Origin of the sequence: Altericista sp. CCNU0014, assembly GCF_044923475.1 — a bacterium.
In the GTDB taxonomy this organism is placed as follows: domain Bacteria; phylum Cyanobacteriota; class Cyanobacteriia; order Thermosynechococcales; family Thermosynechococcaceae; genus JAAURS01.
The window spans coordinates 321,175-344,044 of sequence record NZ_CP137338.1 but is presented as its reverse complement, the minus strand read 5'-3'; the positions used below and the strand labels follow the sequence as shown (position 1 = coordinate 344,044).

Below are 22,870 nucleotides of genomic sequence, written 5' to 3'. Positions count from 1 at the left end.
GCTCTACCTGTATCCAGGCGAGCGACGGGATGAGAGACGCGTGAGTCGAGGTACGTTGCCTGAGCAATGCCGGAGGCGAGAGAAGGTAACAGTGCCGAGACGAACAAATAATGTCTCGCAAAATCACTTATTTTTATATTATCGCAATTTAATGAGTGTGATAATATGTGAATATGTTGAAAGCAGTGAAGATCAGGCTTTATCCCACAGATGCACAGCAAGCTCATTTGGCTCAAGCCTTTGGGTGTGTTCGTTGGGTCTGGAACCAGTCTCTTGCAGTCATATCCTTGACCTATAAAGAGACGGGGAAAGGGGTTTCTGCCTTTGACATGAAGAAACAAATTCCGTTGTGGAAGGCTGAGCATGATTGGTTGAAAACTTGTTATTCTCAATGTCTTCAGCAATCCGTTTTGAATTTGTCTCAGGCATTCATCAACTTCTTTGATGGTCGAGCCCAATACCCAACCTTCAAAAGTAAGTTTGATCGTCAATCCCTGCAATATCCCGCAAATGTCAAAGTGCTCAGCCAAACTGAAATTAAGTTTCCTGGAAATCTAGGGACTGTAAAGGCTAAGGTGCATCGCGATGTTTCCGGGAAGCTGAGAACGGTGACGATATCCAGAATGCCAGATGGTCGCTATTACGCTTCTCTATTGGTTGAGGATGGCATTGAAAAGCCAGAACCCAGTAGTGAAGGGAAGGCGATTGGGATTGATTTGGGGTTAATTGATTTTGCTGTCACATCAGACGGCTCAAAATATCAGAATCCCAGGCATCTGCAAAAACATGAGCGCAACTTAAAACGTAAACAGCGCAAACTATCCCGTAAAAAGGATAAAACCACGAACAAGCGGCGCAAAGCAAAACTTGCAGTGGCAAAAGTGCATTCTAAAATTGCGAGAGTGCGCGCTGATTTTCTACACAAGCTGTCCCGTAAGACAGTGAACGAGAACCAAGTTATTGTTGTAGAAAACCTGGCAGTCAAAAATATGGTCCAAAATCACAATCTTGCTAAAGCAATCAGCGATGCAGGTTGGGCGACATTTTGTACCATGCTCAAATACAAGGCTGAATTTGACGGAAAAATCTACCTAGAGATTGGGCGATTTTTCCCATCGTCACACTTGTGTCATTTGACGTTGCTGCCAGTTCCAAAGATGGATTTGTCTGTTCGGTCGTTTGAATGCCCTTATTGTCATGAGCGTCATGACCGAGATGTGAATGCAGCCATCAATATCAGAAATGAAGGCTTACGGATCTTGGCGTTGGGAATCAGCGCTACTGCCCAAGGACGCGATGTAAGACCAAAGCGGTATGGACGCAAATCCACTACTGTCGAGGCTGTTGCGGTTGAGCTGGGAAGCCCGCGTTCTACCTGTACTCAGGTGAACGTCGGGTAATTCACCTTGCGGCGACGTTACTAGCCGACCTTCGAGGCTGCCGCTACTAGATGTGGCGATTATCTTGCCAAAGTCACCCCAACGCTTATTTTTGCGCCATGGCGCTGCGACCCCCATCCCGATCACCGCGCGACTTGGCAGCTTCTTCAGGCCGCGCTAGCGCAAACCACACTATTTCCTAGGACGCTCGAATATCCGATATGGGACTGGGACCCACAACAGCGAGGAACCTATCGTTCAACTCCAAACAAGATTTGGCGCTTAGACATTGCCGAGGTCGTTGAGTTGAAACAACGGGCGATCGCCACTTACCGTTCCCAAACCACGTCTTTTATCGATGACGATCCGGCTGGCTTTTGCCTGACGCCTCAAATGTTAAGCAACTTCGCTCGTCCTTGGGAAGTCTACCTAGAAGGGAGTCCGTCAATACATGAATAATTCTCAGTCTTTGCCTCCCGAATACTTCGAAGCGCTCTACCAAACCGATCCAGATCCGTGGAAGTTTGCAACCAGCGAATACGAAGCAAACAAATATGCTGCGACAATTGCAGCATTGCCTCAGCCTCGGTATCGCTCTGCATTTGAAATTGGCGGCTCTATCGGCGTACTCACTGAGAAGCTCGCGCAATTCTGCGACTCGGTTTTATCTATAGATGTCTCCCCACTAGCGCAGCAACAAGCTATTGAGCGCTGCCAACAGCTTCCCCAAGTTCGCTTTCAAATCTTAAACTTTCCCCAAGAGCACCCTCAGGAAAAGTTCGATCTCATTTTGGTTTCTGAAGTCGGATATTACTCGTGCCCTCAAGACCTTCAAACCACACAACAGCAAATACTGGAACTTTTAGAACCAAACGGACACCTGCTTTTAGTTCATTGGTTACCGCGATCGCCTGATTATCCGCTTACAGGAGACGAGGTACATGATTCGTTCTTAGAATTAATCCCAGACCGCCTTCAACATCTCCAAGCTAAAAGGAAGGCAAAGTACCGTCTCGATCTCTTTCAACGCGCATCATAAACGGTCACCCGCGCTTGAAGGATAGCAGATCTTGCAATTCTGCTAAAAGCTTTACCTCAACCGACATAATTTCCTTTTGAAGATTGAGTTGGATGAGCCAATAGACATTGACTGCAAAAAAAACTCGTCTTAACAATGCCCATTACTTGATAGGTATTAAAGCCATCTCCGCTATCTTTCAGCATACCGAATTCAGGAAGCACCTTTATTCCTTTTGCTTCGGATTGCAAATAACTAGCAATTAAATCTCTACCGCAGATCTCCTTTTCAAAGGGTGGATAAAGCAAACCTTCTGGCGAAAACATTTCAGAAACAGAAATGAAATCGCCTTTATTTAACTCTGTGAAGTATCGATCGATAACTGGTTCGTTAATGCCCCTTATATGAGCTTGAGATCGTCTCTCCAAAGTATTATCCATTTCAAAGTGAGCGATTAGCGCGCATTCAAAAGATTGTTACTATTTAACCACTTTCTGTCTTAGTTTCGATCTGTCTTTTGTCATCCATCAATCTCTCTCTAAAGTCAATGTTATCAAAACGCAATAATCGGTAGCTTGAGGAGGATGAGTTTGTAATTCTTCTATGTCCGTTACTTCCAATCTAAATCCCCAGCTCATTTCAAGCTTTAATTCTATCTCGACCGATCAAAAACTCGCACTGCTTTGGTTCATTTATAAAGAAGTGGGTAAATCCATTACTCCTGCTGCACCTGGAGCTAGCACGGCATCTCCTGCAGTTGCTGAAGGCTTGTTTCAACAAGTCTTGGGCATGAGTCACGAAGAGCAACTACAAGTTCAGCGCGATCTTGTAGAGCGAACAGACAATACCATAAGCCGAGAATATGGTGCCTTGAGCGATACTACAAAACTTCTGTTCTGGTATTTACTCGCTCAAGGAATGGATCGGTCTGAAATTATTCCAATGCCAGAGAACTACAACCTCGAACCTCAGGCTTCTCAATGTTTGACTCAGCTTCAATCATTAGAGTATTCCGAGCAAATTACAGCCTTAAGAGACCTTGTCGCTGACATGGGAGTAAACTCGAATTCAATCGGTAATGGCAATTAGGTAGTTAAGCAATTTCTAGAAAAGAGAATACCGAGTAGTAGGGGTGCAAGGCCTTGCACCCCTACACAACAGCTGGTAGTTTCTATGGTGGAAATAGCCTTAAAACAAGAGATTAAATAACCTTAGAAAGAAAGCTAGTGCTAAAATCCAGCCCTAGCTTTTTTCCTTTTTGTCCCGTCAAAAAGCCTTGCTTAGAGTAGGTCAAGCAAGGCAGGGTATGGGATTAATAGAACGTGGAAAGAAGAAATCTAGAATTAAGCGGTTTTACTCGTGAATCAGGTCGCGGCTTCTTTCTTCGCGATTTCTCTCTGAGTGGGGATTGCGAGCGCCTGCAGACGCACCGATCAAGGAAGCGGCTAGACCTAAAAGAGATCCTAGGGCAAACGACCAACCAACCTTAGCTGCATTACCTGCAATATCCCTTGCTTGCTGCGCTGTCGGCGCTACATTTGGCGCATTTGCCGGAGGATTAACACCACTTTGCTGAGCTTGGTTGATGACTTCTCCTGCATTAGAAGCGACAATACCAAACGCTCCAGATACACCGCTAGAAAGCAGCCAAGCACTAATCGTCAATGTTGATGCCCAAAGAATTGCTCCATTTAATAAAGCAGTCTTACGATTGATCGGACCGCACGCGCGAGTGGTGGTCCATCCACCAACAAACAGCGAAATGAATAGACTAATAATTGCCCAAATACCTACTGCCGTACCTACCTCATCTGCGTTCGAACGTGGCGCACCTGAATCTGAAATATTCGTGAGGCCAACTGCTGCTCCCAAAGCGCTCAATATTAGTTGGGTGCTGAGCGCGACTACTAGCCCTGCTACGATGGGTCCCCAACGCACGCGATCATGATATTCAATCACAGGATTAACGGCGTATGGTTCCGTCCCACGGCTTACTGGTCTATCAGAGTATGTCATATTAAAAAGTTCCTTATTTTGCGATACAGCCCAAAACACGCGTTGCCAAGGTAAAACAACATTACATAGCTCATCGCAAACTTTGGAAGTGTCCGAAGGAATATAAGGAGTTCCTTCCTATTGGGTATTGACACCAAATAAATCGCAAAAGGACTGAAGTAAATACTATAGTTTCTTTCAAGATTTATTTAAAGTCAGGGTTTGTATATTTTTACGTAAATCAAAATGTCTGTAAACCTAGAGAGTATTATCTCGGGCGATTGTATGCTTCTAAATGTGTTTTCGGACTAGTGTCCGTCGCTTTAAGTCTCTGGCTCCTAAGGTTATCGAGTCGCGACACCATTCAACTCAAACACCTCCTCCCTCTGAAAGCACTTAAATCAGCCTATCTAGAGAGGAACCAAGCTAAGAGATTACATACGCTTAAAGGAGTCAGCTGTATGTAGGGAAACCAAGGAAATCGATATGACTTTATATAAGATTAAAGAGTACGACCCTGACTATCGAAGCCATCTCGACGATCGGGATATTAAGGGATTAGATCTTTACTCGGGTAATGAAAAGATAGGTTCGGTGGACGATATTCTCGTAGACGATTCGGGTAAGTTCAGATATTTGGTTATCAATACAGGACTTTGGATCTTGGGCAAGAAGGTCTTGCTACCCATCGGTCGCGCTCGCATTGATTACAATGACAGCCGCGTTTATGCAGATAGCCTCACTAGGAGTCAGGTAGAGAACCTTCCAGAATTTACTGAGGATACGATAGTCGATTACGAGCGCGAAGAAGAGGTACGAGGCGTTTATCGTTCTTCGAGAGACAGTACGTACGACGCTCCGGCATCCTACGGCGTAGGGTATGCGGGTGCAGAAAGCGCCCCCTCCACTGCAAATACTGCACCTATTTTGGATTTAGAAGCGGGCTATGCGGGTTACGACCGCAATACGTACTCTTATGATAGAGACCCAGACCTATACGATATCAAGGAAGAGAGCCATCCCAACCTGAAACTCTACGAAGAAAGACTGATTGCCGGAAAAACTCGTCAGCGGACGGGAGAAGCTGTCATCAGCAAACGCGTCGAAACCGAAACCGCTCAAGCTTCTGTAGATGTTGAAAAAGAGCGAGTTGTAGTCGAGCGCGTTCCTGCCAGCGGAGGAACTGTAATTCCTGCCAGTGAAGCTAGTTTTCAAGAGGGAGAAGTCGCTCGCATTGATGTTTACGAGGAAGTGCCTGAATTTCACAAGGAAGCATTCGTACGTGAAGAAGTCCAAGTCAGTAAGGTTGTAGATCGAGATACCGCTACGACTGAGGAAACTTTACGCCGCGAAGAGCTGGACATGGACATTCAAGATCGTTCTGTCGCACAGGACAACGTATAGGCTTTTTAGTAACGTTACGTAAGGCGATCGACTTGGATTTGCGTCTTCTTAGAGAATCACTGAAGGCAGTCCAGAACTCCTAAAATTTCTCAGGCAGTACGTTATAAAACTCATTTTGTCAGAGTGGAATCGCCTTTTCTAGCTGATACAGGCAATGTTAAGTATTTTTTTTAATATTGCCTGCAACCTATCAAAAAAAACCTGGAATCAAAGCGCGAACTGCATTATCAAAAGCAGTCTTAGGTAAAACAATGGCATCTGACGAATCTCACAATATACTACGGGAACGTGATTTTGACCCAAAAGTTCGTGCACCTGTAGATTCAAATACATTAACTCCAAAAGTTTTTCCTTTGTTAGAAGAGCGCTTGATGGTTAACTTTACTAGACGCAAATCAGGCGAAGTCGTCGTGCGCAAAGAAGTAGAAACGCGAACGATCGAGATTAAAGTACCTGTCAGACGCGAAAAGCTAATAGTAGAGCAGATCGTGCCAGAGTACAAAATGATTGCAGAAATAGACTTAGAGGATTTTACGCTCGTACGAGAAGATTTACAGGAGAGCACGATAGCAAGTGAAAACTTAAAACTAAGTTCTATCAACATCAACGAGACAAGATCTTCAGCTTTAAATAGAACTTCAAGCCTTCCAGAATTAGTTAAAGGCGAGTTTAACTCCGTACAAGATGCTCGCGACTTTCTAGATGCGATTTCTGCTTCTCATCATACTAACTGCGAGACATTCTGCATTGAGATTGCTTTGCGAGGTTCAACGCAATAGCTCGTCAATCCTATGAAATACTCATTTGAATGATAAGGGATTTCTACAATCAAGACAAGTAACAAGTAGAATCTCTCGATCTAGACACATTCAAACAAGTTTATCTCTTAAAAAGGTTCAAGACATTAAGGAATAAAAAGATGAACGCTTTTCAAAGTTATCAAAAAGGTTTGGTTAGCTTTGTGCTTGTTTTAGTACTGGTGTTTACCACTGCCTGCTCAGCTGTTTCACCCTCTAAGCCTCAAGCACAAATTCCATCTTCTATAACTGCGCTTTCTAGATACCAGCAACTGGCAAGAGGAAATTCTGCCAAAGAACAAAGTTTTGGTGACTGGGTCGTAGATGCGAGCAAAGGTCTCATTAAGGATGCTTTTGTCCGCGACAATAACAAATTAGGCGTCGTTATCTCGCCTCAAGTTCGCCCCAACGAAGTGAAAGATCTAGCAAAATCGCTCGCTCAAGGATTTCACAAAAATTTCCCGAATCAAGATCTAACCGTACTGATGTACGCGCCCGATAAGAAATTAATTCTAACTACGCTTTACGATGCTCAATCTAATCGGGTCGAGTTTCAAGGGAACGGTTAGCTCGAGTCTTTCCAAACCTCTCCAACCTAACTCATATTAAATTCAAGTTTAGGAGTCTGTCAAAAATGTCTAGTAGCGATGATTATAAACGTCAAGTCATGAAAGACTTAGCAGGGGGAAATTCAGAAAGCCTGGATGATGATACCAGCTCTTCATCGAGCTATCAAACCTTTGACGATTTTGCACAGCGCTCGTCTCGGGACGAGCGCCATCAACTCTTCAAAAACTCGTTCCATCCCGATCGCGTTCCTTCAAATCAAATGGAACCAGAATTGCAAAGGGCGATCGCACAAATCAAACCAAACGAAAGAGACGACGTTGCCAAAGAATTTTTGGATCGTTTCAAGAAGAGAGGGATAAAAGAGCGCGACTTAGAACAACAGCTCGGACTATCTACTCATAATACTCGCCACATGACAGCCGACGATGTCAGCAAATTAGCAGGTTTTTTATATCACAACCATCCAGATGTTTTTCAAGAAGTTTTAGCAGATCAACCTGCTTTAGTAAAGTTTTTTAGCAATCCTTTAATTGGAGCTGCTCTAGGCGCAATTGCCGCAAAATGGATCGGGAAACACAAGTAAATTCAACTAAGTTTGCAATCTAAATCTACTTAAAGATTCACAGATAAGTCTGTTGAATCTTTAATGTTAAATTTCCAAAGTTTGAGAGAGAAAATGCTGCTACAGAAAGAAGACAATGGAACCCTAGTCGAAATACTAGACATTTTAGAGGTAATCAGTCCCAATCAGAGCCAAGTAATGGTTCGAGTACAAGCAGGTGAAGAAGAGCAAGATCCTGAGTCGGTGCCGAAGCAAAGCTTGATTTTTCCTTCAGGAGAGCGTTTGCCGCGTTGTTGGCTTGACGCTAACTACCAAAAGACATAGGTCTATATACATTAGGAGAATACTATGTTTCACGATTTAAGATTGCTGCTCGATCTGAGCGATCGATTGCCGTACGTCGCTCAGATCGCTCCCGAACTTGGCGCTCCCGCTGGGGGAGGTATAGCTGTTTTCTCTGGCCCACAGTTTCTAGTGGCTCTCATTTCAGGGTTGATGATGACCTTTGGGTTTCAATTGTTACTGACTAATTTGTCCATAGCATTTATAACTTTTCCAAGAGGAAGCTCGAGTTCGGATAAAGACGATGACTCCGAAAGCTTTGGTTCTACAGTTCGATCGATTGAGACCAAAGTAGGGCTGTGGATGCTTGTAACGATTACAATTGCGCTCTCCATCGCCTGCTTTCTAGCTGTAAAACTGAGTTTAGTCACCAGTACCTTGTTAGGAGCAATTATTGGAATTGTTATCTGGTCCACCTATTTTTCCTTGCTCGTATGGCTCGGCTCATCAGCTGTAGGATCTTTAATCGGATCGGTAATAAACGCAGCAACTTCAGGGTTCCAGAGCCTTATTGGGACGACTACGGCAGCATTGGGCGCCAACATCGCAAAAAATCAGGCAGTTTCTACGGCGGAAGATATTGCTGCTGCCGTTCGTCGGGAGCTCACCTCAGGGCTCGATCCCACTACCATTCGAAGAACACTGCAAAATTCTCTGAGTAACTTATCAGTGCCCAATCTCGATCTCGACAAGATTGGGCGTCAGTTTGAGCGGCTGATCGACGAGTCAGAACTTAGAAATGTGAGTGACAGCAGCCTGCTTCAGTCTATAGACCGACAAAGTTTTGTAGATTTACTCAAAGATCGAACCGATCTGTCTAAGAAAGAAATTAATCAAATTGCAGACAAACTCGATGCAACCTGGAAACAGACTGCAGGTAAAGGTGGAAAAAAAGACTTCCGCAGTCAGTTGACTGGTTTGCTCAAATCCGTTACGTCAGAAGATTTAAAATCTGATGACTTGGTCAGTCGATTGAGACAGCTCGTACGCCAGGGTTCCCAGGAGGATCCGAGCCTCACCAGTCAAGCCTTTCAATTTGGATTGAGTGCGGTTTTGGGTCAAGTGTTGGGCAATGCCAATCTTTCTGACTTAGACGTCGAAAAAGTTTCAGGTCAGCTTCAAAAAATAAAAGGCGCTGTATTGGGAGGAGAGCGCCCGGCAGGCAAACAAACGTTAGACGTAAGTTCTAAGCCTTTCAGTGTCATTCAAACAGACCTCGAACATTATCTTCTGTTTACCCCTGCTTGGGAACTAAACCAGGAAGCGGTGAAGCAGCACTTTAAAGAGGTGATTTACGACCCTCAAGCCGATCCAGGGGCTATCCGCCAAGAACTAGAGTCAGTCAGTCGTAACTATTTTGTCGATACGCTTTCTTTGCGAAACGATCTCAATCCAGAGAGGATTCAGGCACTCGCCGACCGTCTTGAGGAAGCGAGGAAAGAAATTTTTAATGTGGCACAAATGTCAGAGGCAGCAGGTCGATCGCAAGATCTCCGACGCCGCGTTGAGAACTACTTGAGGTCAACTCGAAAGGAAGAATTCAACCCCGAGTCGATCGAGCGAGAGTTTGGGATGCTTCTAAGCGATTCAGAGGAAAGCTCGGACGTGCTGCGCGATCGACTCAACCAATTCGACCGAGTGACTTTAGAGCAAATACTCCAGCAGCGTCAGGACATGACCCCTGAAGAAACTAACCAGATTGTAGGCCAGCTCGAAACAACGCGCGACCGCGTTTTGCTTGAAGCGGGAAATCTTCAAGAACGAGCAAAAGCTAGCGCTCTAGAGCTGCGCGGTAAAGTCGAAAACTACCTGCGCAATACTCACAAAGACGAGCTAAACCCGGAAGGAATTCGACGCGATCTGCACATCTTACTCAACGATCCTCAAGGGGGGCTGAGTGCGCTGAGATTTCGGCTTTCCCAGTTTGACCGCGACACGTTAGTGCAGTTGCTCAGTCAGCGGGAAGATTTGAGCGAGGAGCAGGTCAATCAAGTCTTGGATCAAGTCGAAGCAGTCCGAGACAGCATATTGCACGCACCTCGCAAAGCGGCAGATAAAGCGAAAGAGCAGTACGTTCAAACCACTACGGCGATCGCCAACTATCTGCGCGATACAAACCTCGAAGAGCTCGACCCAGAAGGTATCAAGCGCGATCTAACAACCCTGCTCGACGACCCGAAGGCGGGTGCTTTTGCCCTCCGCGATCGCCTTTCTCAGGTCGACCGCGAAACCTTGGTCAAGCTTTTGAGCCAGCGAGGCGACCTCACGGAAGAACAAGTCAACCAGACCATCGATCGGCTCCAATCTGCCATTCGCGATATCATTAAAGCGCCGCGCCGCCTAGCGCGTCGGGCACAGGCGCGAGCCATTACCTTCGAGGAGAATTTGGAAAGCTACCTGCGCAATACTGACAAAGAAGAGCTCAATCCAGAAGGAATCAAACGCGACCTGCAACTCCTCCTGCAGCACCCCCGCGCGGGACTTAGCAGCTTAGGCGATCGCGTTTCGCATTTCGATCGCGCGACCTTTGTTGCATTGCTGTCTCAACGCCAAGACATCACGGAAGAAGAGGCCAATCGGATTGCAGATCAAATAGAATCTACCTATCGATCGCTCGTCGAACAAGTCCAGAATATCCAGAGAACGATTCAATCTGCAATTGATAGCGTGCTTGCTAAGATTCGCGACTATCTCAATTCGTTAGAGCGTCCCGAACTGAACTATGACAGCATTCAAGAGGATTTCCGCACGCTATTCGACGACCCGCAAGCTGGATTCGAAGCCTTAAGGAACCGTCTGGGCCAGTTCGACCGGGGCACTTTAGTTGCAGTGTTGAGTTCCCGCGAGGATATCTCTGAGGCAGATGCAAATCGGATTTTAGACAAAATTGAAGAGACGCGAAACAACGTACTGCGTCAAGGAGAGCAGATTCAGCAGGAAGTGCAAAGACGCTTTAGGAAAGCAAAAGAGCAGGCCCAACGGCAAGCTCAAGAAACGCAGAAAGCAGCTGCCACGGCAGCATGGTGGCTTTTTGGTACTGCACTAACTTCTTTAATTGCATCAGCTTTAGCAGGAACGCTAGGCGTCTCTGGCGCGAGGGTTCTGAGTTCTTTTATCGGTTAAACACTTAAAGCGTTAAAGCTTGCGAAAAAGCCCCTTAAAAAAGGGGCTTTTTCACGCACTGATTTTCATACAGGTTTATCGGAGAAGCATTCTCCCTTAAAGGCCAATGCTGTTCGGTTAAGTCCTATCCAATACTGTTCGGTTAAGTTCTATCCATCATTGCACTCAGCCCCCCAGCCCCCCAATTTTGGGGGTTCAGAACTCAAAGTCCCCCAGAATTGGGGGATTTAGGCTTCGACGTGAGGCTTCGACGGTGAGCTCAGCCGAACCGCGCTCAGCCGAACGTGGGCTGGTGTAAGGTTTTTGCCTCTTATCCGAACAGTATTGCCTTAAACGCCGTCAAACCTGAAGTTCGTCAAACCCAGATGAATCTTTAAATTCGACGACTAAATCGGGTAATCCCTCCAGCTTTTCAATCGGCTCGACTTCTGGAAGCGATGGAACGAAAATCGTCAAGCCCCTTGGCACGCATGCAACATCGATCGGCGTAGTCCCTGCCATCTCACCATCTAAGACGACCTTTTGAGGTGGAGTAGCGATAATTTTAAAGCGATTCGCTCTGAGATAGCCAATGTCATCCCGTTCGGTTGCGGTGCCGCTAGAAGCTGACTGAAACAGATGATAGGCTGCGGCAACTGCTCCCGTCTTAGTGGCTGGGGCAACAATCGTAACATCTAACAATCCATCATCGACCTCAATACCTGCGGAACCTTGCGCTAAGATCGAAGTAGGTGGCGCTGCATTGGCAACCGTAACTGCTGCAGCTGAAACCGTTATAACTTTTTCTTCTGTTTCAATACTGACTTCGAACGGCTCCAAATTTTGAAGTTGCTGGAGACCTGCAAACACGTAAGCCAGCATCCCAAAGCGATTCTTCGCTTCGCGATCGGCCAGCTCGACTGTCTCAGCTTCAAACCCCACCCCGGCCAGCAAAACCATCGGTTGGCCGTTGCAATAAGCAGCATCTACTTTTCGCGTCACACCCTGCAAAATGGTCTGACAAGCGGCCTCAATCGTATCGGGAATTCCCAAGGCAGTAGCAAATGCATTAGCAGTCCCTCGCGAAATGATACCTAAAGGAATTTCAGTCCCTACAACTGCTGCGGCAGCCGCTGAAAGCGTCCCATCACCGCCCGAGGCAATAATAGCCTCTACGCCCCGCTCGACCGCTGCCCGAGCTAGTGAATCTGCTCCTACTTCTTTCGTCGTCAGACAAATATCGAGGTCAATTCCAGGCTCCAAAATAGCTCGAATTTGAGCCAAATCTCGATCTGGGTCGCTCTGACCTGCCACAGGATTAAAAATCAAGCATGCAGAGCGAAGTTCGGGGTTTTGTGGAAGGTCTTGCATAAAAATCCCTTGTCAAATCCCAAAAGATAGAGTTAGAAAACGATTGAGGCGCTAATAGAGATAAATCTTATCCACGAAAAAATCATCAGCCATATAGTACTTTAAGTTTAGGTGTATTTGTATTTTTTGCCATTCAGTCTTTCCCGATCGAAGCCTATATTATTCTATCGTAAACTATACCTATGACTGCAATCGATCGCACTATGGATAGAGACCGTTGGCAGGTATTGTTCGCTACAGTTAAGTAGTAAAAACACAATGATAGAAGAACGAACCTCTGTAATTTGTTTTTCTATTACAAAATTGGAGAAAACGTTATGTCTTTAGAAGATAGAGCAAAGGCTACTGCAAAAAACGTTGAAGGCAAAGCTCAAGAAGCATTCGGCAACGTAACGGGAGATCCCGAACATCAAGCTGAAGGCAAAGCCAAGCAGGCTGAAAGTCAGGTCCGTCACGGAGCTGAAGATATCAAAGACGAAGTAAAGAAAGCTGTTAACTAATTCTTAACATCTAAAATTCCCGGCCAGCCTGAGTTCAGGCTGGCCGGGAATTTTAATTGAGATGCATGGGTCAGTTTTTATTGACACGCTTTTTACCTTTATGGAAGTTTGTAGCTCGTAACCCGTAGGGATACAATCCCGCTATTAGGATTTTGACTAAAGATAAAAGCACCCTCTTTTGTTTCCCCACTCGATAGAAAATCAAATTCTTGCTCGCCCAATTCAGCTGCATTACTAGCAATTTTCAACTCAGCGTTAACGCGCACCGATTCCACTGTTTCGCCTCCTTTATTCTCAAGCACAAACGGAACGTAAAACTGTCCGTTCGCTGCTCGAACGGGTTTATTAAGAGTAACCGATAGGATCGGAGGTTGGCTTTGTTTTCCCAACCATACGTAAAGCACGAGCCCAATAACTGTCGATAAAATTGCAGTGGCAACGCTAAAGGTAAACCATTCCGCTGGCGATCGCCCAGATCGGGACCGATCCTGAGTTAATTCCGAAGATCTATTCATTTCTATTAACCTCATATTGCCAACCTACCAGCTGCACCGCCAACGGTCGCCGGCAAACCTAAAATCAGCGTGTGACTGAGCCAAGTAGACCACGGATCGTCTAAGCTTACCGTGTCAAAAAACCACAGCATTGCTGCTGCGACTACTAGCGAAACAAGGTAAGAAACTACCGTCTCGCTGAAGGGGTCCTGAAAAACACCTTGCTGTTGTCGTCGTTTTGACTGATTAGAGAAGTTTGCAGCAAAAACAATTGCATAAGAGATTAAAAGCGAAGCAATTGTTAAAGCCAGCAGCCACGGACCTGAGGTTGACGCCGCCAACATCGGAACCTCATCCGTAGGGGCAATGCTAAACGCAACGATGATTCCTCCGATCGCCGTAGCACCTATGTCCGCAACCGTACCATTGAGTTCCTGTTTGCGCTTGTTGGGCTTCGACCGATCTTCTTGCGAATCTTGCTTGTCGCCCGATTTGTCGCTGAGAAATTGGTTGGAGAGCGCCACACCTAAGGAAAAAGGAACGCTCTCATAAATCAGTTTTCCCAGTGCTTCGCCAAGGGGCGTGCTAAGAGTAATTTCCTGAAACAAGACTAAGACGCAAGTCGTGCAGAGCAAACCGAGGGCGAGCGTTTCAACGCTGTCCATAAAAGTATCTCTGACCCGTACATCAACGGTATTGCGAAATCCAGTGGTTTGGTTCAATAAAAAGACAATGCTAAAGGTTAAGGCAATCGCGATCGACAAACGCGGGGGTTCTGCTGAAGACCCAACCCACCAAACTTCCATCGTATAAAGCAGGGGTATTCCAAACAGAAACCCTCCCGAAATACCTCTCACCAGATCGCTCAATTCGTTTCGCCACAAATTTTGACGGCGCTGTTTGTCGATTGGCATAAACTTATAGGCCAAAAATCAACCTAACAAACTGACTAGAGATCTAATCTTAAGGGACTCCTTATAAGATTAGGTATACATCCATGGGAGGATGTAAAGTTAAAACAATATAAACTATAGATGGATTCAAAAAAATAATTTACAAGCTAAATTTAGAAATAAGTTACATCTATACAAATTAGTTTTGCGAAATAGCGAGCATTTTTTAGCAGCGAATCTTGGCTTACCTTTTATTTAGAATAGAGTCTGGAGAAAAATTATGGAAAGTGATAGCGGACTGAGCTTCGAGCAAGAGTTCAACTTAGTAGTCTATGGAGAACAAATTAAACACCTTAGCTTGCAAGAGACACAGGATTATTTGCTTGAGGTTCTCCGTCAATCTATGGTAAAGGATAATTTATTCAAGCAAATGCTTAAACATTCTTTCTAAGTCAAACCAATTTTAATCAAACCAATGCTGGGCATCCCAAAAGCCCAGCTTTTTTTGATATCATCGCAAATCAACTTTGTCGGACAAAAAATGCAATCATCTTTGCCTACATTTCAAACCCATCAATTTCTTTCCTAGAACAACAGTATTCAACAAGCGAACAAAATTTTGTATGGATACGTATATTATCAGCTTCCTCATCGTGGGTTTACTGTTATTGTTTGTAACCTTAGGTTCGGGGTGGATTAGTGGGTTACCTTTTTCCTACGCGTTAATTTATTTAATCGTTGGCGTCCTGCTCGGTCCTTATGGTATTCACGTAGTCAACGTGCGACCTCAAGCTGAGGTTATAGAAAGGTTTGCAGAGTTTACCGTCTTAATTTCTTTATTTAGTTGCGGTCTTAAGATGAGCCGCCCGCTCCAGTTTAGGGCATGGAATTCTACTATCCGGCTGATCGGTCTTCTGATGCCGATCTGCATTCTTGCGCTGGCAATTGTGGGGCGCGTTTTTTTAGGACTACCTTGGGGAGCAGCAATTCTTCTGAGCGCAATTTTAGCGCCAACGGATCCGGTACTCGCTTCAGAAATTCAGTTGTCAGATGCTGAAGACCACGACGAGCTTCGCTTTGGGTTGACCTCTGAGGGCGGTTTAAACGATGCGTTGGCCTTTCCTTTCGTATATTTTGGAATTTATTTAATAGAAGATCCTCAATGGCAGAACTGGTTCCGACAATGGGTTTTAGTCGATATATTTTGGGCGATCGCTGCTGGCATTGTAATGGGAATTCTTGTAGCGCAATTGGTTACTTTGATTCATCGAAAATTACGGCGGTTGAAGTCAGCAAATGCACTCATGGAAGACTTCATCGCGCTTAGCATGGTCATGATTACCTATGCTTTGACAGAAATGGTCAACGGCTATGGATTTGTAGCTGTATTCGTCGCGGGGATGGTCGTACAGCGAAATCAAGTTACCCCTGAAACCTATCATTCTCAACTCGACTTCTCCGAACAAATTGAAAAGTTGATGGAAGTGGGCATCATTCTAGTGCTCGGCTCTTCCCTGCGAGTCGAACCTATGATTCGATTTTCTGGCGAAATTTTTCTCGTTGCAGTACTGCTCATTTTTGTCATACGACCTGTTGGAACTTGGGTCAGTACCGTCGGTAGCTCGTTGCAGCCAACCAGACGTTGGCTGTACGGCTGGTTGGGGATCAGAGGACTCGGATCTATATACTATTTGTCCTACGCTTTTGGGAAAGGCTTGTCTGGAGAGGTTGGAGAAGAAGTGGGCTGGGTTGTTTACTTTACGGTCGCTATTTCGATCGTTCTCCATGGAATCAGCGCGACGCCTCTGATGACTTGGTACGAGCAGAAAATGCTGAGACTGAAAAAGAGGATTTTTTCAACTCGGGAATAGGCCTTAAAGTTTGTTTTTAGCAAGTGCTGTCATGCGACAAAGGGCCTTTTCTGAAAGACAGAGTTGTCAAAAAATGTAAAGCTCTCAAACAGTTGAAAAATCCTAAAATAGCATCTATAGCACTGACACGATGCGACGCGACGCAATTAAGTTAGGGTTGGCCGGTAGCGGGACGCTCCTTTCTCCCTGGGCGATCGCCCTCCCGATAGACCGCTTACCGCCTATGGCTCCTCAATCGCAGGACGGGATGAGACGGGCAGGAGGAGAATCGGAGGGTCGTTTAAGAGCAAAAGCTTTTTGGGCCGGGGCAGCTGTTTGATGGCATACTCTACCTGTAATGCCTCGGTTTTCGTTTGAAACGACCAGAAAGCCAACAACTCTATCGGTCGATTCGCCCTCGTATATCGCCCTCCCCGTCCGGCATTGTGAGCGGCAATGCGCCGTTCGACGTTTTTGCTGTATCCCGTGTAGAGCGCGCCGTTGGTACACCGGGCCATGTAGACGTAATGCAGTTCTGTCGGCGGCCCATCGTCCATGGCGATTTGACGAACCTCTCTTCCTGAAACAGACACTTCCAAGTCAGAACCCCTATCGCACTAGAAACTCGCCTACCGCTCGAAATACCTCATTCCGTTCCCGGTCGAGGGGAATAATGTGGTCGGAGTCTTTCAGCCAGAGAATCTGCTTATCCGTCGAGCCAATCTGCTGGTACAGCAAAGACGCACTGTTCGGATCCACTACCGTATCTTTGCGCGACTGCACGATCAGCAGGGGGTTGTGCAACGTAGATAGCTTGGGCTGCACCTGACCCATCAGCTCGATCGCGCTGCGGACTGCATCTAGATTGAAGGTGCTAAAAAATACGGCTTTCCGCGCCAGTTTTTCGATGGCAGGGTCAGAAATCGGCAGGCGCAGCCGAGGAACGTCCCGAATCAAGTAGCCCAGCGTGTTGATATAGGTTTCTAGGGGCAACCCGTAGTACCATTCGTACTTCAAACCCAAATAGGGCGCCATCATCACCAGCTTAAAGGTAGGGTAATGCATGGCGAGGTTTAGCCCCAGCAAGCACCCCGTCGAAAACCCAACCAGAGACACCCGCTCGTAGTTTTGGCTGAGGGTCAGGTAATTTTCTAGGATGTGGGCGTACCAGTCCTGCCAGCACGATCGCGGCATTTTCTTGGCGGGGCGATCGTGTCCCGGATACAAAACGCTTTGGACCGTCAACCCAAGGGTATTCAGGTGTTGGCCGAGCCACTGCATCTCGTAGGCTCCTCCTCCGAGGCCGTGCAAGAGCAAACAGGCGTGGGTCGAACTTCCTGGGAGTAAAAAAGGTTTGTTTTCTAGCATTCCCGTACGGTATTGCGGATACAGATCTTTACCGTACCGTAACTTTTAACCCAAAGCTGCGTCTAAAGGCGGATGACATTCCTTCAACCTTACAATTGCAAACATTCATGGAAGCCCTGCTAAAGATTTTCGAGCAAATCAAGAATTCTCAGTTCGTCAGGATTTTGCTCGTTTCCTTTCTCATATTGATGCTGCAAATTCCCACGGCCATGATGCAGGGGTTAGTGGGCGATCGCCAAAATCTTCGCCAAGAGGCCATTAGCAGCATCACCACTAAGTGGGGCGCTCAGCAAAAAATAATTGGCCCGCAACTGGTCGTGCCTTACACTAGACAAGTTCAGTCGGGCAATAGCAGGCGCTCGGAGGTCAAACTGGGGATTTTCTTGCCCCAGACGCTCGATGTTTCTGGCGTCATGGACAGCGAAACCCGCTATCGCGGCATTTTTGAAGTTCCGGTTTACAAAACCGACGTCACCCTCCGCGGTCGGTTTCAGCGCCCGGATTTATCGAACTGGGGCGTTCGTCCAGAAGATATCCTCTGGGATCGCGCCGAGCTGAACCTGCAAATTTCCGACGCCCATGCCATTCAAAATCAAGCCAAACTGACGTGGAATCAACAGCAGATTGCGTTTGCGCCGGGGCAAGGAAAAGGCGGTAGCAATCCAGGCATCCACGCCAGTCTCAAGAATCAAATGACCGGAAATACCTTTCAGTTTGAAGTGCCTTTGAAATTGAACGGCAGCGAACGCCTTTCCTTTGCACCCTTCGGCGAAGTCACTCAAGTCAGCCTAAAATCCAACTGGCGCGACCCGAGCTTTCAAGGACTTTGGCTCCCCAATCGGCGCTCTGTCACGGATAAAGGATTTGAGGCGACCTGGAACATTCCATCTTTGGGCCGGAACTACGCTCAACAGTGGAACCAAGACAATCCCGTGCGGCCAGAGACGATTCAGGCTTCTGTCTTCGGCGTCGATTTGATTTCGCCCGTGGACAACTACCGAATGGCTTCGCGTAGCATTCAGTACAATTTCTTATTCTTAGTCCTCACCTTTGCCACCTTCTGGTTGTTTGAAGTCATCGTGCAGCTACGCGTGCATCCCCTTCAATATTTGTTGGTGGGGGTTGCGATGAGCTTGTTTTATTTACTTCAGCTCGCGCTATCGGAGCATTTAGGGTTCAATATTGCCTACCTAATTGCCAGCGCGGCAGTTGTGGTTACGATTAGCGCCTACTCGGTGGCAGTTCTGCGGGCAAAGCAGCGGGCTAGTACGATCGGCGCGATGCAAGTTGCCCTCTACAGCTATCTCTACGTCGTGCTGGCAAACCAAGATTATTCGTTATTGATTGGCTCCATCGGTCTGTTTGGCTTTTTAGCAGTCGTGATGTATCTGACGCGCCGGGTTGATTGGTTTAATGTCAATCGTTCCGGCACGCCCCCAACGTTGCCTTAAACCTCAGGAGCTAGGATGCTAATTCTGACAGCTCCATCCAGCGCTCCGTCGAGGATTCGATCGCCCCGTCCAATTCCGCCAACCGCTTCGAGAGCTGCTCGACCTCTGTAAAGCCAGAGGGCGGATTGTCATACAGCGTTTTCTCAAGGGCGGCCTTTTCTGCCTCCATTTCGGGAATCCGAACCTCTAACTGCTCTAACTCTCGCTTTTCTTTGTAGGACATCTTACGAGATGGGCGAGCGGGCGGCGCTTGAGGTTCGGAAACCTTGGCTTGAGCAGATTCAGCGATTGCGGGTTCTTTAGGGACAGCTGTCGCCTTTTCTCGAACCGCAGCGGCATCGTCTTCTGCCTTCTTGAAGTCCAGATAAATCGAGTAGTTGCCAGGATATTGCTTGAGGGTCCCGTCGGACTGAAATGCAAAAATCGTATCTACCGTCCGATCGAGAAAATAGCGATCGTGGGATACGACGATGACCGCACCGTTGAAGTCTTCGAGGTAATCTTCCAGGACCGCTAAGGTCTGCACGTCTAAGTCATTGGTAGGCTCGTCCAGAATCAGCACGTTGGGCGCGGCCATCAACACTTTCAGCAAAAACAGCCGCCGCTTTTCGCCCCCGGAGAGCATCTGGATCGGCGCGTACTGCTGGTTGGGGGTAAACAAAAAGCGCTCTAGCATTTGCGAGGCCGTAATGACCGAGCCATCGGAGGTGGTAATCAGTTCCGCAATGTCTTTGAGGTAATCGATAACCCGCTGGTCCGGATTCAGACTCAAATCGTCGGAGTGCTGGTCGAAGTAGCCAAACTCAATGGTCGTGCCAATTTCGACCGTGCCTTCATCTGGCTCGAGCCGTCCCGTAATGATGTTCATCAGGGTGGATTTGCCCGCTCCGTTGGGGCCAATGATGCCGATGCGGTCTTCAGGGCTAAATTCATAGGTGAAGTTGCGGATGAGCGATCGCCCCTCAAATCCTTTCCCGATCCCGTCGAGCGCGATGACCTTCTTGCCAATGCGCCGCCCCAGGGTCGAAATCTCGACCTTGCCCTGCCCCTGCTTAAAGGATTGGTTTTGCATGTCGCGGATGCGATCGATCCGCGCCTTTTGCTTGGTACTGCGGGCCTTGGGACCCCGCTTGAGCCATTCTAATTCTCGTCGCAAAACGCCCGCGTGCTTGCGCTGCGTGCTCGCAACGGATTCTTCTGCTAAGGCTTTTTTCTCTAGGTAGTAGGAATAGTTCCCGGTGTAGGTGTAGAGATCGGCTCGATCGATTTCCACAATGCCATTGGTCACTTGGTCGAGGAAATAGCGATCGTGGGTGATCAGCAGCAGCGCCCCCCGGAAGCGCTTCAGATAGCTTTGCAACCATTCCACCGAAAGCGCATCTAGATGGTTGGTCGGCTCGTCCATCAGCAGCACGTCGGGGTCGGATAGCAGCGCCGTCGCTAAAGCAATCCGCTTGCGATAGCCGCCCGACAGACTGCCCACCTTTGCCTCAAAGTCTTCAATTCCCAGTTTCGTCAAAATAATTTTGGCATTCGTTTCCAGCTCCCAAGCTCCGGTCACATCCATCCGGTGCGTTACGTCCGAGAGCCGCGCCATCATTCGATCGAGATCGCCTTGACCGTGGGCCAGCTTGTCCGATAGGGTTTCGTACTCGCGCACGAGGTCGGCCTGTTCGCCGCTGTCCGCAAACACCTGATCGAGCACTGTGCGATCGTCTTCTAGATCGGGCTGCTGGGGCAGATACACGATTTTGACACTCGGATTGACCCAAATCTCCCCACCGTCAATTGGCTCCAGACCCGCCATCATTTTCAGCAGCGTGGATTTACCCGATCCGTTGGTGCCAATCACCCCCACCTTATCCGTCGGCTCCAGACTAAAGCTGGCATCCCGCAAAATTTCCTTAATGCCAAAGTCCTTTTGGAGCGATCGCAGTGTGATAACGCTCATTCGTCTCCCCTCGGCCAAGATTTCAACACAGCATCAAACCAAGCTTCTGTGCGATCGCCCAAAGCACCCAGAGAAAACTCTCGCTCCGCCTGCAGGCGGCAGGCTTTGCGATCGATTCGATCCAGCGCTGCAATTGCCGCGATCAAACCCCCTACACTATCCGGCTCGACCAACCAGCCCGTCTTACCATCTTTGACGATTTCCGTCGGCCCGCCGCGACGATAGGCAATAACGGGCACGCCGCAGGCTAGCGCCTCAATTAAAACGTTGCCAAAGGCCTCCACCCAACGGGACGTCACCAGCAACCCGCGACACTGCCGCACGATCTGCTGCATCCCGGCTGTATCGAAAAATCCCAAATACTCGAAGGGTGCGTGGGGAAAATCTCGATAAATGCGATCGAAGTAGCCCCGATCTTGAACCCGTCCCATGACCTTGAGCGGAATTCCCGTGGTTTGCACCGCAGCAACCGCATCCTCCAAACCTTTTTCCGGCGAAATTCTGCCCAACCAGCACAGTGCATTGTCTGGCACCTCGCAATAGTCGTACAGCGACAGATCCAATCCGCTCCCCAACATCGTGCAGCGATCTGCAAAAACAAAGGTCTCAGCCTGGGTGCGAGTATAAACCCCAACCGCGTGAGGATACCGAGCCGCTACGCGCTCGATCGCAGCGTCCATTGCATCGGTCAAAGACCCCATGCTCGCAAGGTGCGCGACAGGCGTCGTTAGAAATGGCGTGAGATAAAACGGGAGCCAGTCATAGGCAAAATTGACGATGAGATCGAACTGCCCCTGCACCTGCCGCACGTAGGCCCACATGTTCTCCAGGACTGAGTTTTTGGGCATCGCAATCGGGAGGTCGCGAGATAAGGTTTGAGCCGGAACCTGAAGCGCGCCATCTATTTCCGTCAGCCTAAAACCAGCCAACTCAGATCCCCTAGGCGCAACAATCTCTAAAGAGTGCCCCCGATCTACCATCAGCCTTGCGGTGTTCAGGAGCGTTAGCTCTACCCCGCCTCCTTCACCAGACCCTAAGGGACCTACCGAAGTAGATACAAACAGAAGCCGAATCGGCTTCTGTAAAATCGTCTTACCCAAAACGGAGAGAAACCTTGAAACTCTTTCCGCAGTCTAACAGAGTTTCAAGGTCTCTCCTCGAACGGGCTCGCACCCGAGTCTTTCAGAAATATTAAATTTTTACACAATGGATGAATTTAGTATCGGTTGCTACAAAAGTTTTTCTTTGCAAAACTGCGCGATTAAAAATCCTGAATCTTCAGATAACAAAAACTAATTGATCAACCATCGAATGTTGTTTCTCTATCAATAATTCCAAAAATTTCAAAAAAAAAGAAGAAGGAGAACACACTAGAAGAGCGGTGGTGCTCAAGACGCCATTCGTTCCAAAGTTCTGACCTGCCGGGTTTTCAGCACTTCTATCACTGAATCGACCTGTTTTGGAGACAGCGCAGTCAACTCGCTAACCCAAAAACGAATTTGATCGGTTTGATTGATATCGTCGCAAATTTTAGACATTTGTTTTTCCGTCCTGGTTGATAGACAAAAGTATAAGCACCCCCCTCTATCGGGAACGGTATTCCCATTTACAATGTAGTCCGAGTTTTTAGGAAACGTCGATACTTTTTAAAGATTTGTGGATTTTTCTGGAACGATTGCCCAATTTATGGCGTAGCTCCAGGGCCAAAGGGTGCAAGATCGCGCTTAAAACAGTCGATTTTCCCTTTACAACATTAATTTTGAAGATGCTGTCGCCCGTCCTTCTGCGGTGATACCGATGTCGAGCTAGACTAGGAAGAAGTT

23 protein-coding genes are annotated in these 22,870 nt (G+C 47.4%); 14 read left to right on the top strand and 9 right to left on the bottom strand.

Annotated features, from left to right (window positions below; genetic code table 11):
- Positions 1-173: 173 nt before the first annotated feature.
- The 3 genes from R6H26_RS01750 (at position 174) to R6H26_RS01740 (ending at position 2,418) form a co-directional block, all read left to right on the top strand.
- Positions 174-1,400, top strand: coding sequence for an RNA-guided endonuclease InsQ/TnpB family protein (locus R6H26_RS01750; RefSeq protein WP_404783167.1), 1,227 nt, complete (start codon positions 174-176; stop codon positions 1,398-1,400).
- A 285-nt stretch (positions 1,401-1,685) separates the two neighbouring features.
- Positions 1,686-1,838 carry a hypothetical protein gene (locus tag R6H26_RS01745; RefSeq protein WP_404787799.1) on the top strand — a complete coding sequence of 51 codons (153 nt, stop codon included), beginning with the start codon at positions 1,686-1,688 and terminating at the stop codon, positions 1,836-1,838.
- Positions 1,831-2,418 carry a class I SAM-dependent DNA methyltransferase gene (locus R6H26_RS01740; RefSeq protein WP_404787797.1) on the top strand — a complete coding sequence of 196 codons (588 nt, stop codon included), beginning with the start codon at positions 1,831-1,833 and terminating at the stop codon, positions 2,416-2,418. Before R6H26_RS01745 ends, R6H26_RS01740 begins: the two co-directional genes overlap by 8 nt.
- A gap of 56 nt (positions 2,419-2,474) precedes the next feature.
- On the opposite strand, the gene R6H26_RS01735 is transcribed toward R6H26_RS01740, so the two are convergent.
- A complete protein-coding gene (locus tag R6H26_RS01735; RefSeq protein WP_404787796.1) occupies positions 2,475-2,837 on the bottom strand; it encodes a hypothetical protein in 363 nt (120 codons plus the stop codon).
- Positions 2,838-3,000: 163 nt separating this feature from the next.
- Here R6H26_RS01735 and R6H26_RS01730 point away from each other — a divergent pair, with 163 nt between their 5' ends.
- Entirely contained in the window at positions 3,001-3,486 is a 486-nt protein-coding gene (locus R6H26_RS01730; RefSeq protein WP_404787794.1) for an orange carotenoid protein N-terminal domain-containing protein, read from the top strand.
- Positions 3,487-3,750: 264 nt separating this feature from the next.
- On the opposite strand, the gene R6H26_RS01725 is transcribed toward R6H26_RS01730, so the two are convergent.
- Positions 3,751-4,452: a hypothetical protein gene (locus R6H26_RS01725; RefSeq protein ID WP_404787793.1), complete on the bottom strand. Its 702-nt coding sequence runs from the start codon at positions 4,450-4,452 to the stop codon at positions 3,751-3,753.
- Positions 4,453-4,878: 426 nt separating this feature from the next.
- On the opposite strand from R6H26_RS01725, the gene R6H26_RS01720 reads away from it, so the two are divergent.
- The 6 genes from R6H26_RS01720 to R6H26_RS01695 all read left to right on the top strand — a co-directional run bounded on the left by R6H26_RS01720 (position 4,879) and on the right by R6H26_RS01695 (position 11,190).
- Entirely contained in the window at positions 4,879-5,796 is a 918-nt protein-coding gene (locus R6H26_RS01720; protein ID WP_404787791.1) for a PRC and DUF2382 domain-containing protein, read from the top strand.
- A gap of 176 nt (positions 5,797-5,972) precedes the next feature.
- Entirely contained in the window at positions 5,973-6,575 is a 603-nt protein-coding gene (locus tag R6H26_RS01715) for a YsnF/AvaK domain-containing protein (protein ID WP_404787789.1), read from the top strand.
- A gap of 140 nt (positions 6,576-6,715) precedes the next feature.
- Positions 6,716-7,162 carry a hypothetical protein gene (locus tag R6H26_RS01710; RefSeq protein ID WP_404787788.1) on the top strand — a complete coding sequence of 149 codons (447 nt, stop codon included), beginning with the start codon at positions 6,716-6,718 and terminating at the stop codon, positions 7,160-7,162.
- A gap of 260 nt (positions 7,163-7,422) precedes the next feature.
- Complete coding sequence (locus R6H26_RS01705; RefSeq protein ID WP_404787786.1) at positions 7,423-7,746, top strand: hypothetical protein; 324 nt, start codon at positions 7,423-7,425, stop codon at positions 7,744-7,746.
- Between the two features lie 63 nt (positions 7,747-7,809).
- Complete coding sequence (locus tag R6H26_RS01700) at positions 7,810-8,049, top strand: acetyltransferase (protein WP_404787785.1); 240 nt, start codon at positions 7,810-7,812, stop codon at positions 8,047-8,049.
- A gap of 24 nt (positions 8,050-8,073) precedes the next feature.
- Positions 8,074-11,190, top strand: coding sequence for an MFS transporter (locus R6H26_RS01695; RefSeq protein WP_404787783.1), 3,117 nt, complete (start codon positions 8,074-8,076; stop codon positions 11,188-11,190).
- A 339-nt stretch (positions 11,191-11,529) separates the two neighbouring features.
- Here R6H26_RS01695 and R6H26_RS01690 read toward each other — a convergent pair whose 3' ends face one another.
- Positions 11,530-12,540 carry a YegS/Rv2252/BmrU family lipid kinase gene (locus tag R6H26_RS01690; RefSeq protein WP_404787781.1) on the bottom strand — a complete coding sequence of 337 codons (1,011 nt, stop codon included), beginning with the start codon at positions 12,538-12,540 and terminating at the stop codon, positions 11,530-11,532.
- A 317-nt stretch (positions 12,541-12,857) separates the two neighbouring features.
- Here R6H26_RS01690 and R6H26_RS01685 point away from each other — a divergent pair, with 317 nt between their 5' ends.
- Entirely contained in the window at positions 12,858-13,040 is a 183-nt protein-coding gene (locus tag R6H26_RS01685; RefSeq protein WP_404787779.1) for a CsbD family protein, read from the top strand.
- A gap of 98 nt (positions 13,041-13,138) precedes the next feature.
- Here R6H26_RS01685 and R6H26_RS01680 read toward each other — a convergent pair whose 3' ends face one another.
- Entirely contained in the window at positions 13,139-13,555 is a 417-nt protein-coding gene (locus R6H26_RS01680) for a TIGR02588 family protein (RefSeq protein WP_404787778.1), read from the bottom strand.
- A gap of 11 nt (positions 13,556-13,566) precedes the next feature.
- Positions 13,567-14,448 carry a TIGR02587 family membrane protein gene (locus tag R6H26_RS01675; RefSeq protein ID WP_404787776.1) on the bottom strand — a complete coding sequence of 294 codons (882 nt, stop codon included), beginning with the start codon at positions 14,446-14,448 and terminating at the stop codon, positions 13,567-13,569.
- 259 nt (positions 14,449-14,707) lie between these two features.
- Here R6H26_RS01675 and R6H26_RS01670 point away from each other — a divergent pair, with 259 nt between their 5' ends.
- Both R6H26_RS01670 and R6H26_RS01665 read left to right on the top strand, forming a co-directional pair.
- A complete protein-coding gene (locus R6H26_RS01670) occupies positions 14,708-14,878 on the top strand; it encodes an NblA/ycf18 family protein (protein ID WP_404787775.1) in 171 nt (56 codons plus the stop codon).
- A gap of 172 nt (positions 14,879-15,050) precedes the next feature.
- Positions 15,051-16,298: a cation:proton antiporter gene (locus R6H26_RS01665; RefSeq protein ID WP_404787773.1), complete on the top strand. Its 1,248-nt coding sequence runs from the start codon at positions 15,051-15,053 to the stop codon at positions 16,296-16,298.
- 221 nt (positions 16,299-16,519) lie between these two features.
- Here the strand turns inward: R6H26_RS01665 and R6H26_RS01660 are convergent, their stop codons facing one another.
- Positions 16,520-16,870: a GIY-YIG nuclease family protein gene (locus tag R6H26_RS01660; protein WP_404787772.1), complete on the bottom strand. Its 351-nt coding sequence runs from the start codon at positions 16,868-16,870 to the stop codon at positions 16,520-16,522.
- 16 nt (positions 16,871-16,886) lie between these two features.
- Positions 16,887-17,645 (bottom strand): alpha/beta hydrolase, encoded by a 759-nt coding sequence (locus R6H26_RS01655; RefSeq protein ID WP_404787771.1) that lies wholly within the window; start codon positions 17,643-17,645, stop codon positions 16,887-16,889.
- Between the two features lie 107 nt (positions 17,646-17,752).
- Between R6H26_RS01655 and creD the strand changes: the two genes are divergently transcribed.
- Complete coding sequence (creD, locus tag R6H26_RS01650; protein WP_404787769.1) at positions 17,753-19,096, top strand: cell envelope integrity protein CreD; 1,344 nt, start codon at positions 17,753-17,755, stop codon at positions 19,094-19,096.
- Positions 19,097-19,106: 10 nt separating this feature from the next.
- Here creD and R6H26_RS01645 read toward each other — a convergent pair whose 3' ends face one another.
- Positions 19,107-21,047: an ABC-F family ATP-binding cassette domain-containing protein gene (locus R6H26_RS01645; protein ID WP_404787767.1), complete on the bottom strand. Its 1,941-nt coding sequence runs from the start codon at positions 21,045-21,047 to the stop codon at positions 19,107-19,109.
- Positions 21,044-22,147, bottom strand: coding sequence for a glycosyltransferase family 4 protein (locus R6H26_RS01640; RefSeq protein WP_404787765.1), 1,104 nt, complete (start codon positions 22,145-22,147; stop codon positions 21,044-21,046). The genes R6H26_RS01645 and R6H26_RS01640 overlap by 4 nt, the downstream gene beginning before the upstream one ends.
- Between the last annotated feature and the right edge of the window lie 723 nt (positions 22,148-22,870).